10 protein-coding genes are annotated in these 14,310 nt (G+C 45.4%); 9 read left to right on the top strand and 1 reads right to left on the bottom strand.

What is annotated here, in order from left to right; genetic code table 11:
- The first annotated feature begins 120 nt into the window (after positions 1 to 120).
- The 7 genes from GWR56_RS14240 (at position 121) to GWR56_RS14210 (ending at position 10,630) form a co-directional block, all read left to right on the top strand.
- Complete coding sequence (locus GWR56_RS14240; protein WP_162431897.1) at positions 121 to 435, top strand: hypothetical protein; 315 nt, start codon at positions 121 to 123, stop codon at positions 433 to 435.
- Between the two features lie 14 nt (positions 436 to 449).
- Positions 450 to 3,023: a DUF5686 and carboxypeptidase-like regulatory domain-containing protein gene (locus GWR56_RS14235; RefSeq protein ID WP_162431896.1), complete on the top strand. Its 2,574-nt coding sequence runs from the start codon at positions 450 to 452 to the stop codon at positions 3,021 to 3,023.
- A gap of 51 nt (positions 3,024 to 3,074) precedes the next feature.
- Complete coding sequence (locus GWR56_RS14230) at positions 3,075 to 3,551, top strand: MarR family winged helix-turn-helix transcriptional regulator (protein WP_162431895.1); 477 nt, start codon at positions 3,075 to 3,077, stop codon at positions 3,549 to 3,551.
- A gap of 111 nt (positions 3,552 to 3,662) precedes the next feature.
- Entirely contained in the window at positions 3,663 to 4,265 is a 603-nt protein-coding gene (locus tag GWR56_RS14225; RefSeq protein WP_162431894.1) for a TetR/AcrR family transcriptional regulator, read from the top strand.
- Between the two features lie 319 nt (positions 4,266 to 4,584).
- Positions 4,585 to 5,721, top strand: a complete 1,137-nt coding sequence (locus GWR56_RS14220; RefSeq protein WP_162431893.1) for an efflux RND transporter periplasmic adaptor subunit — start codon at positions 4,585 to 4,587, stop codon at positions 5,719 to 5,721.
- A 127-nt stretch (positions 5,722 to 5,848) separates the two neighbouring features.
- Positions 5,849 to 9,049: an efflux RND transporter permease subunit gene (locus tag GWR56_RS14215; protein ID WP_162431892.1), complete on the top strand. Its 3,201-nt coding sequence runs from the start codon at positions 5,849 to 5,851 to the stop codon at positions 9,047 to 9,049.
- A 165-nt stretch (positions 9,050 to 9,214) separates the two neighbouring features.
- Positions 9,215 to 10,630: a TolC family protein gene (locus GWR56_RS14210; RefSeq protein ID WP_162431891.1), complete on the top strand. Its 1,416-nt coding sequence runs from the start codon at positions 9,215 to 9,217 to the stop codon at positions 10,628 to 10,630.
- Between the two features lie 212 nt (positions 10,631 to 10,842).
- Here GWR56_RS14210 and GWR56_RS14205 read toward each other — a convergent pair whose 3' ends face one another.
- Positions 10,843 to 12,732, bottom strand: coding sequence for a chloride channel protein (locus GWR56_RS14205; RefSeq protein ID WP_162431890.1), 1,890 nt, complete (start codon positions 12,730 to 12,732; stop codon positions 10,843 to 10,845).
- 220 nt (positions 12,733 to 12,952) lie between these two features.
- Between GWR56_RS14205 and GWR56_RS14200 the strand changes: the two genes are divergently transcribed.
- Together GWR56_RS14200 and GWR56_RS14195 are read left to right on the top strand one after the other, a co-directional pair.
- A complete protein-coding gene (locus GWR56_RS14200; protein ID WP_162431889.1) occupies positions 12,953 to 13,408 on the top strand; it encodes a DoxX family protein in 456 nt (151 codons plus the stop codon).
- 60 nt (positions 13,409 to 13,468) lie between these two features.
- Complete coding sequence (locus GWR56_RS14195; protein WP_162431888.1) at positions 13,469 to 14,173, top strand: Crp/Fnr family transcriptional regulator; 705 nt, start codon at positions 13,469 to 13,471, stop codon at positions 14,171 to 14,173.
- Positions 14,174 to 14,310: the final 137 nt, after the last annotated feature.

The raw sequence follows: 14,310 nt of genomic DNA, 5'->3' as shown, positions 1-14,310 counted from the left end.
TATTATGTTTTTATACCCATCAACCCTCACCTGACTTTTGTCATCAAAAAGTTAAATAGTAAATTTAGTTGACGATATTAGTCAACTTGGTTTACATTTGTGCTGTTATTATCACGCACAATGAAAACGTTAACTATACCTCAGCCAAACATCAGCTCTCTTTTCAAAAGAAATACTGACCATACCGCTGTTTCGCAAAACCCCATTTCTTCGTCAACAGCGCATGCAAATCAGAAGCACGTCATGTCTGCCGGGGAATACATCATCAATGTTTTGGGCGAAGGGTTTAAGCAAAATTTTTTAGGCGCTGATATCAACATGGAGTTTTTAACCCTAACCGTACGCAGCTATGCAACATCAACCGCAAAGGCGCTGCGTAAACTGGTGGTTAAACCCGCCGCGAAACAACACCATATTAACCCAACCTCTATCTAATCCATAAGCTTATAATGAAACGTTTACTCACCCCCATTTATAGTGCAAGCATTTTACTGATACTTGTACTGCTTAGCTTAACTGCAAGCCTGCATGCCCAAACCGTGGTGCGCGGTGTAGTTACCGATGCAAAAACAAAACAACCCATGTCGTATGTTACGGTAACGTTTGCCGGCACCACTCAAGGCTCGGGCACCAACGGCCAGGGCCGGTATGCAATATCAACTACTGATAATACCGTATCGCAAATAAAAGTATCGTTTGTAGGTTACCGTACCGCGGTGCGTAACATCACCCCCGGGCAGGACCAAACCATCAACATTGCCCTCGCGGAAGATAACCACTCGTTGAACGAGGTAGTGGTAAAATCGGGCAAAAAGAAAAAATACAGCAATAAGAACAACCCCGCTGTTGAGCTTATCCGCCAGGTTATTGCCCACAAAGCACAAAACCAGGTAGAAAATTACAATTACGCTGAATACCGGCAATACGAACGTATGAATGTTTCGCTAAGTAACCTGAGCGATAAGTTCCGTAATAAAAAGATCTTTAAAAATTACCAGTTCTTATTCCGCGAGCAGGATTCTACAGCCATTGGCGGTAAAACCCTGCTGCCCATGTACCAGGAAGAAAAAACCTCTGATAATTACTTCCGTAAAGCGCCGTATGCTAAAAAGCAGATCATCACGGCCAGCAAACAGGTAAAATATGATGAGAACTTTGTAGACAACCAGGGACTTACCGCGTACTTTAACCGCATGTATCAGGATATCAATATCTATGATAACAATGTGTCGTTATTAAGCAACCAGTTACTTAGCCCTATTGCCAACAGCTCGCCAGATTTCTATAAATTTTTTATTACCGATACCCTTAAGGATGTACAACCAAACCTTATCGAGCTGAGCTTTACCCCGCGCAACACCAACAACCTTTTATTTGAAGGTAAAATATACATTACCATGGACGGGAACTACGCCGTACAAAACGCGCTTTTAACCGTTAATAAAAACATCAACCTTAATTTTGTGCGCCAGATGCAGGCCGCGCTATCATTTGAAAAGAACAACGATGGCCGCTATCACCTGAGCCAAAGCGACCTGAAAATTGAGTTCGGCATCAACAAGAACAAGGGTGGCGGTGTGTACGGCGAGCGTTTAGTTACTATCAATAATTTTGTAATAAACAATGCCCGTACCGACGATACTTATAAAGGCCCTGCGCAGGTTATCGCGCTAAATGCAGAAGATAAAGACGATACCTTTTGGCAAATGACCCGCCCTGATACGCTTGATGCAGCATCAGCAAGTATCTATAAAAACATCGATAGCCTGCAAACCATCCCATCGTTTAAAAAAACCATGGATATCGCCACGCTGGTTTTGGCCGGTTACAAAAACTATGGCGCATTTGAGGTTGGCCCTGCCAATACCTTTTACAGCTTTAACCCGGTAGAAGGTTTCCGGGTACGTTTGGGCGGCCGCACTACCCCGCAGTTAAGCAAGCGGTACTATTTTGAAACCTATGGGGCTTATGGCGCCAGGGACCAAAAATTCAAATATTTTTTAAGCAGCACGTATTCGCTTAACAACAAATCCATCTATTCTTTCCCGCAAAATTACATACGGGCAAGTTTTCAGCACGATACCAAGATCCCGGGCCAGGAACTGCAGTTTGTTCAAGAGAGCAACTTCCTGCTATCCTTTAAGCGCGGTGCAAACGATGTATGGCTTTACAATGATATCTTCAGGTTAGATTATGTGCACGAGTTTACCAACCACCTGTCGTATTCGTTAGGGTTCAAAAAATGGAATCAAACACCCGCTGGCGCATTGCTTTACCAAAGCGTACTGCCCAATGGCGTAATCAATAACGTTAACCTTATTCAAACTACCGAGCTTTCGGCACAACTGCGCTGGGCGCCGCACGAAAAATTTTACCAGGGAAAGCTTTACCGCACGCCTATACCTGATAAGTACCCTATTTTTACCCTGAACTATACCCAGGGCGTTAAAGGCTTATTTGGCGGCGAGTATAACTACCAAAACGTGGTGGGTAACATCAGCAAACGTTTTTACATGTCGCAACTGGGCTTTACCGATGTGACTACCGAGGGCGGCTACCTGTTTGGCAGCGTGCCGTTCCCGTTGCTGGATATACACCACGCCAACCAGACCTATGCTTTCCAGCTGCAGTCTTATAACCTGATGAACTTTCAGGAGTTTGTAAGCGACCATTACGCCAGCATAGCCATCGATCATAACTTTAACGGCTTTTTATTTAACCGCATACCGCTGCTTAAAAAGCTAAAGCTCCGCGAGATCATCGACGTTAAAAGCCTTTGGGGTGGCGTACGCAGCGAGAATAATCCGGCTAATAACTCGTCATTATTACAATTTCCGGGCAGCTTAAATGGCGGCGCGGCAGGTACCTATGCATTGGGCAATACGCCGTATGTAGAAGGCAGTATAGGCGTAGGTAACATATTTAAGTTACTGCGTGTAGACTTTGTTAAGCGCTTTACCTATTTGGACCACCCGGGCGCACCAGAGTACGGCATACGGTTTTTTGTGAAATTTGATTTTTAATTTATATTCGTAAACCTGGTTGACATTTAATTGTTATCATTTAAAACTATCATGGCAGAAACTTGTGTAATGACGGAAGAAACCAAAAAGGTTGCCCCAAAGCTGGTATACCTGCTTAAGCGCCTTTTGGATGAGTGGATGGGTAAAAAGCTTTGCCGTATAGATCAGCCTGGCTTTAACAGCGCGCACCTGCCCTTGTTTATGAGTATCGGTAAAACCGGCATTTCTAATAACGAACTTGCTGCCAAAATGAACGTGAGCAAACAGGCTACCAGCAAAATGGTGAAAGAGCTGGAGGCCATCAATATGGTGAGGAGCGAAAAAAGCCCCGACGACGCACGTGTAGTAATGCTTTATTTTACTACCGAGGGCGAAGCCTTTTATTACAACCTGAAAAACCAGGTAATGGAACTTGAGAACCAGTACAAAAAGGTGGTGGGTAATAAAAACTACGAAATTGCCATTGAGGTGATGCTGAAGCTGGTAAAGTTTCACGAAGAAACTAACTGCATCGAAGATAAAGCATAAAATAATCTAAGTTTACGAAGCAAATGACATTAAGATGAAACGGTCCGTTAAAATCTGTTATACATTTGCTTAACACTGTTAAATAATCTAATAGGAGTAAAAAAAAACGCCATGGGCAGCAAGGAAAGGATATTACGATTGAAAGAGGAAACACGGGTTAACATCCTGGAGGCCGCTCTGCAAATTGTAAAAGAAGAAGGATGGCAGGCACTGAGCATGCGGAAGATTGCCGATGTGATTGAATATACAGCTCCTATTATTTACGAATACTTTGCCAACAAAGAGGCAATATTATTAGAACTAACACGCCAGGGTTATTTAAAATTGGCGAAGCAACTGCAGGAAGCTAAGGACAAGCATACCTCGCCGGCTCTCCAGCTGGAAGAGATGTGGCTGGCCTACTGGAACTTCGCCTTTGCCAATAAGGAGCTTTACCAAGGTATGTTCGGGATAACTACCAGCTGTGCCTGTAAAATGGTAAACGAACTACCCGAGGCCGAATTGCCATGGGACATCATTTCGGCATCCATCGGCGAACTGATGGGGATAGAGGATATGGAATCGGACGTTATATGCACCAAGTACTATACTTTTTGGTCGGTAGTGCACGGGTTGGTTTCTATTAACTTGTTAGACCGCGGCGACTCAGATAAAATAAACAGGCAGGTGTTACGCGATGCCATAACCGGCATTATACGTTCTATAACTCCCTAATTTTTTAATTATGTTTTAACATTGTTAATTTATTTAACGATGTTAAATACAATTGTTCAACTATAAAACTCACAGCTTATGAAAACAATATCATCGTACGTGCCGAAGCGCTTAACAGTGTTAAATTATCTACCAATGTTAATAAATTTTTCATTTAGCTATTAGCATAGTGATATTTCTCTCAGCTTAGCACACTATATTATCGAATAAAACAATACTTATAAAAATGCACCACACCACAAAAACGACAGACACCATATATATTAACAGCCTCAGGGCTGCATTAACACCCATTAACTCACCATCAAAATTAATCATCATGAAAATCATCTTAGCAGCCATCATCGCTATATCATTGTTCAGTTGCGGCCCTAAGCAGCAAGCGCAGCAGGCACCGCCCCCACCGGCGTTACCTGTAGCGGCAGTTGAATCAGGCAACCAAACAACTTACCAGGAATATCCTGCATCTGTTGAGGGTACCGTTAACGTCGAAGTTCGCCCGCAGGTTAGCGGCAGCTTGGATAAGGTATTTGTTGACGAAGGCGCCTTTGTAAGCGCAGGGCAGCCTATATTTAAAATAAACGACCAGCCGTACCGCGCCGCGTTAAACAACGCCTTAGCAAGCCTGCACGCCGCCGAAGCGGCCCAGGGCAACGCCCAAATAGAGGTTGACAAGTTAACCCCGCTGGTTACCAACAAAGTAGTATCAGACTACCAGCTAAAAACCGCGAAGGCGACATTGCAGGTTGCCAAAGCCAATATCGAATCGGCAAAGGCCAACGTTGCTACGGCAAAGATCAACCTGGGTTATACGCTTATTAAAGCGCCGGTTAGCGGTTACATTGGCCGCCTGCTGAAAAAACAGGGCAGTTTGGTTTCGCCACAGGATGCGGAAGCTTTAACCCAGCTTTCTGACGTGCACGACGTGCATGTTTACTTTGCCCTTGGCGAAAAGGATTTTGTAGACTTTAAAGATCAATACGCGGGTAACACCATTAAAGACAAGTTAAAAAGCCTACCCCCGGTTACTTTACTATTAGCCGACGGCAGCGAGTACGCTAAACAAGGCAAGATAGACGTAATTGACGGGCAGTTTGATAAAACCACAGGTGCTATTACAGTACGGGCAAGTTTTGCCAATCCGCAAGGCTTATTACGCTCGGGTAATACAGGTAAGGTACGTTTAAGCCTGCCGCATCCAAACGCCCTGATCGTGCCGCAGTCGGCCACTGTTGAAATGCAGGATAAAGTGTTTGTGTATGCACTTGCCGACAGCAATAAGGTAAAAAAACAGCCAATAACGATCATCGGTACCAGCGGCGAAAATTACCTGGTTAAAGATGGCATTAAAGCCGGCGACCAGATTGTACTAAGCGGCATGGACAAATTACAGGAAGGTACCGTTATCGCTCCGCAAAAAACCGTTGATAAAGCTGCTGCGGTAGCAAAAAACTAACTCGACAAAAAGACACCAGATTTAAGAATCAAGAACCAGGACTTAAGGCACAAGAACATACCGAAGGCGATATTTTCGTCTTGGCTCTTGACTCTCATGTCTTGATTTCTACTCAAAAATTACTACAATGTTTAAAAAATTCATAGAAAGGCCGGTACTGTCAACCGTTATCTCCATACTGTTGGTGATAGTAGGGATACTGGGCCTTACCAAACTGCCCTTAGAGCGTTTCCCTAATATTGCCCCGCCGGCAGTATTGGTATCCGCTGTTTATCCGGGCGCTAACGCCGAAACCATTTTGCGTTCGGTAACACCTTCTCTGGAAGAAGCAATTAACGGTGTAGAGAACATGACCTACATGACCTCGACCGCCAGTAACGACGGTACCCTGGGTATCACCGTTTACTTTAAGCAAGGTACAGACCCCGACCAGGCTGCTGTAAACGTGCAAAATCGTGTTTCGCAGGCCACAAGCCAGTTACCCGCCGAGGTTGTGCAATATGGTATCACTACCACTAAGCAGCAAAACAGCTTTATTGGTGCGATGGCCATTTATACTGATGACCCCAAAAAATACGATGCTACTTTTATTGCTAACTATGCACAGATCAATATTGTACCCGAGATAAAACGTATCCCGGGCGTTGGTTCGGCCAGTGTGTTTGGCGGCGTCAAAGATTACAGCATGCGCGTGTGGTTAAATCCTGCTCAAATGGCGACCTATAAAGTTACCCCGGCCGAGGTAATGGCAGCCATACAGGATAAAAACCTGGAAGCAGCCCCCGGCCGCTTTGGTGAACGCAGCGATAACGCGTTTGAGTATGTGATAAAATACAAAGGTAAACTTACCAAACCCGAAGAATACCAGAACATTGCTATCCGCTCTAACGCCGACGGTTCTGTACTGCATTTAAAGGATGTGGCACGTGTTGAATTGGGCGCCTACTCATACAATAGCTACAGTAACCTTAACGGAAAAGATGGTGTTATCATCGGTATCATACAGTTATCAGGATCAAACGCTAACCAGATCCAGATTGAAATTGATAAGCTGATGGCAAAGGTATCGAAAGATTTTCCCGTAGGTATTAAATATAACCAGTTCTATCGCACCAAAACAGACCTTGATGAATCGATCAGTCAGGTTGAGCATACGCTGATAGAGGCTTTTGTGCTGGTGTTCATCGTGGTATTCATCTTCCTGCAGGATTTCCGGTCTACCCTTATCCCGGCCATAGCCGTTCCGGTGGCTATCATCGGTACGTTCTTTTTCATGAGTGTATTTGGATTTTCAATCAACCTGTTAACACTCTTCGCGCTTGTGCTCGCCATCGGTATTGTTGTGGATGATGCGATTGTTGTGGTAGAGGCTGTGCACGCCAAAATGGAGCACGACCCCACCCTTACGCCAAAAAAGGCAACAACCGAAGCCATGCACGAAATAACCGGCGCTATTATATCTATTACCCTGGTTATGGCGGCGGTGTTCCTGCCTGTAAGCTTCATGACAGGTTCTACAGGTATATTTTACAAACAGTTTGCATTAACCATGGCTATAGCCATTATTATATCGGCTGTTAACGCATTAACGTTAAGCCCCGCCCTGGCGGCCTTATTCTTAAAAAACAAGCATACTGCCGATGGGCAGGCAGCCCCTAAAAAAGGTTTTGCCGAGAAATTTTACGCGGGCTTTAACGGTAGTTTTAACTATATCACCAACCGGTATATAGGCGGTATAAAATTGCTTATCAAAAATAAATGGATAAGCATGGCCGGCCTGGCCTTAGTTATCGTGGTTACCGTTTTCCTGGTGAATCGGACCAAAACCGGCTTCATCCCTACCGAAGACCAGGGCTTTGTGGCAATAGCGGTATCAACCCCATCCGGCACTTCGCTGAGCGGTACCAACAAGATATTTAAACAAGCCGAAGATCAGTTGAAAACGCTGCCATCTGCAAGGTTTGTTACGGCGCTGTCCGGCTTTAACTTTTTAACACAGTCAAGCAGCCCGTCGGCGGGTGTAATATTCCTGCTGCTGAAACCTACTGATGAACGCGGCGATGTGAAAAACATCGACGAGATCCAAAACATTGTGAGGGGGAAATTAGGCGCGGTACCCGGTGGTACATTCTTCGTATTCAGTTTCCCTACCGTTCCCGGCTTTAGCAACGTGGAAGCGCTGGATGTGATGCTGCAGGATAAAACCAACGGCAAACTGGATAAGTTTAGCGGCATAGCCAATAACTTTATAGCCAAGCTAATGCAAAAACCGGCAGTTGCCTACGCCTTTACATCATACAAAGCCGATTACCCGCAATTACAGTTAGAGATTGACGACGAAAAGGCTAACCAGTTGGGGGTAAACGTTAAGGATATCCTATCTACCATGCAAGCATACTTCGGTACCGCACAGGCTTCGGACTTTAACCGTTTTGGTAAATACTATCGTGTAGTAGTACAGGCTGATGTTGCCGACCGCACCGACCCAACCACTATCGACCGTGTGTTTGTGAAAAACAAAGCAGGCGAAACGGTGCCTATAAATACCCTGGTTAAACTAACCCGCGTGTATGGTTCAGAAACGGCTTCGCGCTATAACCTGTTCAATTCCATCGAAGTGAATGCCATTCCTAAACCCGGCTACAGCTCGGGCGACGCAATAAAGGCTATTGAAGAAACTGCAAAAGAGGAATTGCCGCAAGGTTTTGCCTACGAGTTTTCGGGCCAAACCCGCGAAGAGATATCATCGGGCGGGCAGTCGGCTGTCATCTTTGCTTTGTGTTTGGTGTTCGTGTACTTCCTGCTATCGGCACAGTACGAAAGTTATATCCTGCCGCTGGCCGTGATCCTTTCTATCCCCACCGGTATTTTGGGTGTGTTTGTGGTGCTGGGCTTAACCGGTATCGAAAACAACATCTACGTACAGGTAGCGCTCATTATGCTCATCGGTCTGTTGGCGAAGAACGCTATCCTTATTGTGGAGTTCGCGGTGCAGAAACGCAGGCAGGGATTAAGCCTGGTTAATGCGGCTATTGAGGCAGCAAGGCTGAGGATACGTCCCATTGTGATGACATCCCTGGCGTTCGTGTTCGGCTTATTCCCGATGAGCATTGCCACAGGCCCCTCTGCACAAGGTAACCACTCCATCAGTATTGGTGCAGCAGGCGGTATGGTATCGGGGGTAATATTAGGTTTATTCATCATCCCGGTATTGTTTGTGATCTTCCAGCATTTGCAGGAAAAAGTTACAGGCGTGCCGCTATCAAGGCACCTTGATAAGAATTACAATCCGGATGCCAAGCCTGTTGAAACATTAGAAGCGCATTAAGGCCTCACCCTGCCCTCTCCAAGGGAGAGGGTTCAAAAATGCTTCAGCCCCTCTCCTTTGAAGAGGGGTTGGGGTGAGGCCAAACAATATGACAATATACCCCCCTTACTTCTTAGCCCCTCTCCCTCGGAGAGGGGGTTGGGGTGAGGGCCAAATACAAAAACAATGAAAAAATATATAAACACATTCGCATTTATGCTGCTGCTGGCATTAAGTGCATGTAAGGTTTCAAAGGATATTGAAACGCCTAAACCTGAGTTGCCCGCCACGTTCAGGAACGCGGCAACAACAGCAGATACGGCCAGTATAGCCGATATACAATGGAGAAACTTTTTTACCGAACCAACCCTGCAAAAACTGATCGACAGCGCCATAGCCAACAATTATGACATGCAGATAGCGGTTAAAAATATTGAGGCATCGCAGTTGTTGTTTAAACAGGTTAAATGGAATTACACCCCGCAGGTAAACCTGAACGTAACGGCCAGTACCAGTCGCCCGTCTGATAACAGCCTGAACGGTTTAAGCCTTGATCAATATGATATCAAAACCAAACATGTCGAAGATTATTCCGCTAACCTGGCGCTATCGTGGGAAGCCGATATCTGGGGCAAGATACGTAACCAGAGCAAAACAGCTTTGGCTCAATACCTGCAAACTACCGAAGCAAAAAAGGCTATTCAAACCAATATAGTGGCAAGTGTATCGCAAGGGTATTACAACCTGCTGATGCTTGATGAGCAGCTTAATATCGCTCAAAAGAACGTTAAACTAAATGATAGCACGCTGCGCATTATCCGTTTGCAATTTGATGCGGGGCAGGTTACCTCGTTGGCCGTACAACAAGCCGAGGCACAACGCCTTGCAGCAGTACAGTTGGTACCACAATTTGAGCAAAACATAACCATACAAGAAAATGCCCTGCGAATACTTACCGGTTCACTTCCCGACAGGATAGAACGCAGCAACACTTTGGATAACATACAACTGGCCGATAACCTGCCTGCGGGCTTACCATCAGCTATTGTAAGCCGCAGGCCCGATGTTAAAACCGCCGAGTTGGCCCTAAACATTGCCAACGCGCAGGTGGGGATAGCTAAGGCAAGCATGTACCCGTCACTAACCATTACTGCCGCCGGTGGTGTTAACTCTTTTAAAGCAAGTAACTGGTTCAATATTCCGGCATCATTGTTCGGTACAGTGGCGGGCGGTATTACCCAGCCATTGTTTAACCGCAAAAGGTTAAAAACACAATATGAGGTGGCTAAAGTTGACCGCGAAAGAACCGTGCTGCAGTTCCGCCAGTCGGTGTTAAATGCTGTCGGCGAAGTATCTGACGCACTGGTCAAGATCGAAAAGCTGAAGGCCGAGCAAAGCATAGCAGCAACAAGGGTTGCAACACTGCAGCAGGCTACCGGTAACGCCAACCTGCTGTTCAGAAACGGTATGGCTACCTACCTTGAAGTTATAACCGCCCAGGGCAACGTACTGCAAAGCGAACTTGAACTGGCAGCTATTAAACGTGCGCAGCTTAGTGCCATATCAGATCTTTACCGCTCATTGGGTGGTGGCTGGAAATAAGAGCAGTGGGTTTGTGCGATTCCCTCCCAACAGGAGGGTGCAGGGAGGAGTTAATGTGGCACGGGTATTTGCACAGCCACCCTCCCTCCCCTACAAAGGCCAGCACACCCCGCCCGAGGGAGGGAATTATTTAGATACTAAGAGCAAAGGATGAGTGATGAGTGAAGCCGCTCCTTCGATATTTCGAAGGGCGGCTTTTTACTTAATTAATACTATGCGCCGCCATCGTTACTTAAGTTAATAAGCTTTTTACCACGTATCACCATTTTCATACGCTGGCGCCTCAGTGATATTTTTACATGCAGGTTCTCATTTTTGTGGATATTGGTCTGGTAGGCCTTGATAATATCCTTATATGACAACACCCCTATCACTTTACCATCGCCCCCGGCAGATAAAATAGGAAGTACTTCGGCATTGTTTTTCGACATGATCTCTACCGCTTGGTGTAGTGTATCGGTGCTTTTTATCACCGGGCCCGGGCCGGGTTTTACCAGGTCGTTCAAACTTTCGGCGCCCTTGGCATCAGCGTTGTACAGATCGGTTATCTTCAACGTTCCGCCGTAATTATTTTGGTTATCTATCAATACAAAATAGTTGTTATCTACCTTGTTTTTATTCAACCAGTTTTTCACCTCAGTAATGGTATTTTCGGCGCTCAGTACGATGGCATTATCATCTATTACATCGGCTACGTACATTTTCTGCAAAATATCCGGCTCAAACGAATCGGGGGTGGCGATCCCGCGACGGGCGATCTTTTCTGTCATGATGGTGTTTTCCATCAAAAAGAACGATACGATATATGCCGCTGTACAGGCGCCCAGCAAGGGCAACAGCGCGTGCGATTGCATGGTTGCCTCGAGTGCGAAGACGATACTGGTAATAAACGCCCTTGACGCGCCCGCAAACATAGCCGACATGCCTATCAACGCCGCCATCGGCAATGTTATACCCGAGTTGGGAAAGTAGGTTAATATGGCGTAACCTATTATCGACCCCGATGCGCCGCCAATAGTTAACAATGGTGCAAGCGTACCGCCGGATGTGCCGCTGCCCAGCGCAATGGCCCATGATAAAAATTTGAACAGGCACAGGCTGATTATAAGTGTTAATGGCCAAGTACCTGATAAAATGCCGGTGATATTATCATACCCCACACCCAGGGTATGAGGCGAAAAATAGCCTATAACACCCACCGCCAGGCCGCCAATTGCAGGCCACCACATCCAGTGTATGGGCAGTTCTTCAAAGGCATCTTCAATAAAATAAACTATTTTGGTAATGCCTAATGATAGAAGACCGATCAAAAGGCCGATAAAGCTGTATATGCCTAACGCCAGGTTTGATGGTATGGCCATATCCGGCATTGGGAATACCGGCCCCGATTCGAACAGCAAATGGTGCCCTGCCGCGCCCGTAATACACGCCAGCGCCACCGGCAATATCGATTTTGGTGAAAACTCAAACAATAAAAGCTCTATCGCCAGAAACACAGCGGCAATGGGGGTGCCAAATATGGCCGACATACCTGCTGTTGCCCCTGCTGCCAAAATAATTTTTCGCTCGTTGGCGGTAACTTTAAACAATTGCCCCAGGGTTGAGCCCAAAGCCCCGCCGGTGGCAATAATAGGCCCTTCCGCGCCGAAGGGTCCGCCCGTTCCGATGGCAATTGCTGATGATACCGGCTTTAAAAAGGTTATAGAAGGCTTGATATTACTCTCGTTAACCAATATCTGCTCCATAGCCTCGGGTATGCCATGGCCACGTATGGCCTTTGAACCGTATAGCGCCATGAAGCCAACAATAACGCCCCCGATGGCAGGTATGGCAATAACCCATAAACCCAGGCCGTTGGCCGCCGGACTATGGAAAGCTACACTTAGGCTACCATAAAAAGATATATTAGTTACCAGGTTGATAAGCGATACCAGCACTTTAGCAATAAAGCTTATTGCCACCGCAACAACCACCGCGTAAACACATATGCGTAAAAGCCGTGCTTTTAAAAAGGTTGATTTGTTTACCGGGTCTGTAGCATTATCAAGTTGATTTAATAGAGGCGAAATGGGAATACCGTTTTTTAGATTACTTTTTTTCATAAATTAATGTACATACTGTAAGCCATATTTATTTCAATAAATAACGGCTTAATCAGAATAATTTTATTGTTTTAACAATATATTTACAAATATATAAGTAAATTTACATTTTAAAACATTGCTAAAGCAATATTTAATCAACATTAGTTTGCCGGGCACTGTATTCCAATAAAAAGCCGGCGCTAACCGTTTAGTATTAAAGAACTTTAAACCTGCAGGCATGAATGTTATTAATAAAGTTGAGACCTGGGGCGACAAACACCACCCTGCCATCCTGGATATACTGCGCATTTTACTGGGGATATTCCTGTTTTTAAAGGGGCTCACCTTTATGCAGAATATAAATTATTTACGTTGGATCATTGAAGACCAGCAGGTTATAAACCTTTCACCGGTTTTTTTAAAGGCGGTGATGTATTACGTAATTTTTGTACACATGACAGGCGGCGTGTTGATTGCGCTGGGCTTGCTTACCCGTTTATCATCAATTTTACAATTACCCATAGTCATATCGGCTTTATTCGTCATTAACATATTCAAATCAGAACCGAACAATGATCTATGGTTATCTATTTTTGCCTGTGCGCTGCTTACAATTTTTGCCGTTATAGGCTCGGGGCCATTATCGCTAAACAACCTTTTGACTTCAAAAGACGAAAATAACGCCGCACAGTAACCCGCTCCAGCTAAATATTACCTGCTTTTAGTGATATTGCAACCGCAACCTTAATGTTAAATGAAAGAAAGTAAAGATGTATGCAATTTAAATAATTGCTTTTTATGTACTAACAGTGTTAAAGATTGGTTACCCGCTATCGGCGCCCATAAAACAAACTTCATAATAAAAAAGGGCGAGAGTATTTTTAAGGAAGGCGACCCCGTTAAGGGTGTTTACTTTGTTTTTACAGGCAAAGTAAAAGTACACAAACGCTGGAACAACGATAAGGAGCTTATTATTCGTTTTGCTAAACCGGGCGATATACTGGGGCATATGGGCCTGGGTAATAACCCTGTTTATCCGGTAGCCACAACAGCTTTAGAACAAACCACACTGTGCTATATCGACCTCTCCTTTTTTGAATCAACACTTAATGTAAATCATAAGTTCACTTACGCCTTAATGAAGTTTTTTGCGGATGAGCTGCAAAAATCAGAAAAACGCATGCGTAACCTGGTACACATGCCTGTTAAAGAACGCATTGCGCTTGCTATGCTCAACCTCAAAAATTTGTTCGGCACCGATGCAGCCGGCGCGATAAACATCGAGCTGACCCGGCAGGATCTGTCCAGCTACGCGGCGGTATCCTACGAAACCTGGTTTAAGGTAACGCAGGATTTCATTCAGGACGGGCTGATAGCGGTAAACGGCAAAAGCATCGTACTTTTAAATGAACCGGCGCTTCAAAAGCTGGTGGACAACGCCAACGAAGGATTTGAATAGGCAACTAAGCCCTTACTACCCCTAACAACCGGGTGCACCGCCGCGCCAACCGCGCATTGGCTGGGCATAGACGGGGCCGATACAGCAGCAAACATCTGGCTTGCTTGTCGCAAAAAGGTAACGTTAGCACAAATTGC

Source organism: Mucilaginibacter sp. 14171R-50, assembly GCF_010093045.1.
Classification (GTDB): Bacteria; Bacteroidota; Bacteroidia; order Sphingobacteriales; family Sphingobacteriaceae; genus Mucilaginibacter.
This window is presented reverse-complemented; position numbering and strand designations above follow the sequence as displayed.

Excerpts from the sequence above, each read along its gene's own strand:
- GWR56_RS14240 (WP_162431897.1), top strand. The coding sequence starts at position 121 with ATGAAAACGTTAACTATACCTCAGCCAAACATCAGCTCTCTTTTCAAA.
- GWR56_RS14235 (WP_162431896.1), top strand. The coding sequence starts at position 450 with ATGAAACGTTTACTCACCCCCATTTATAGTGCAAGCATTTTACTGATA.
- GWR56_RS14230 (WP_162431895.1), top strand. The coding sequence starts at position 3,075 with ATGGCAGAAACTTGTGTAATGACGGAAGAAACCAAAAAGGTTGCCCCA.
- GWR56_RS14225 (WP_162431894.1), top strand. The coding sequence starts at position 3,663 with ATGGGCAGCAAGGAAAGGATATTACGATTGAAAGAGGAAACACGGGTT.
- GWR56_RS14220 (WP_162431893.1), top strand. The coding sequence starts at position 4,585 with ATGAAAATCATCTTAGCAGCCATCATCGCTATATCATTGTTCAGTTGC.
- GWR56_RS14215 (WP_162431892.1), top strand. The coding sequence starts at position 5,849 with ATGTTTAAAAAATTCATAGAAAGGCCGGTACTGTCAACCGTTATCTCC.
- GWR56_RS14210 (WP_162431891.1), top strand. The coding sequence starts at position 9,215 with ATGAAAAAATATATAAACACATTCGCATTTATGCTGCTGCTGGCATTA.
- GWR56_RS14205 (WP_162431890.1), bottom strand. The coding sequence starts at position 12,732 with ATGAAAAAAAGTAATCTAAAAAACGGTATTCCCATTTCGCCTCTATTA.
- GWR56_RS14200 (WP_162431889.1), top strand. The coding sequence starts at position 12,953 with ATGAATGTTATTAATAAAGTTGAGACCTGGGGCGACAAACACCACCCT.
- GWR56_RS14195 (WP_162431888.1), top strand. The coding sequence starts at position 13,469 with ATGAAAGAAAGTAAAGATGTATGCAATTTAAATAATTGCTTTTTATGT.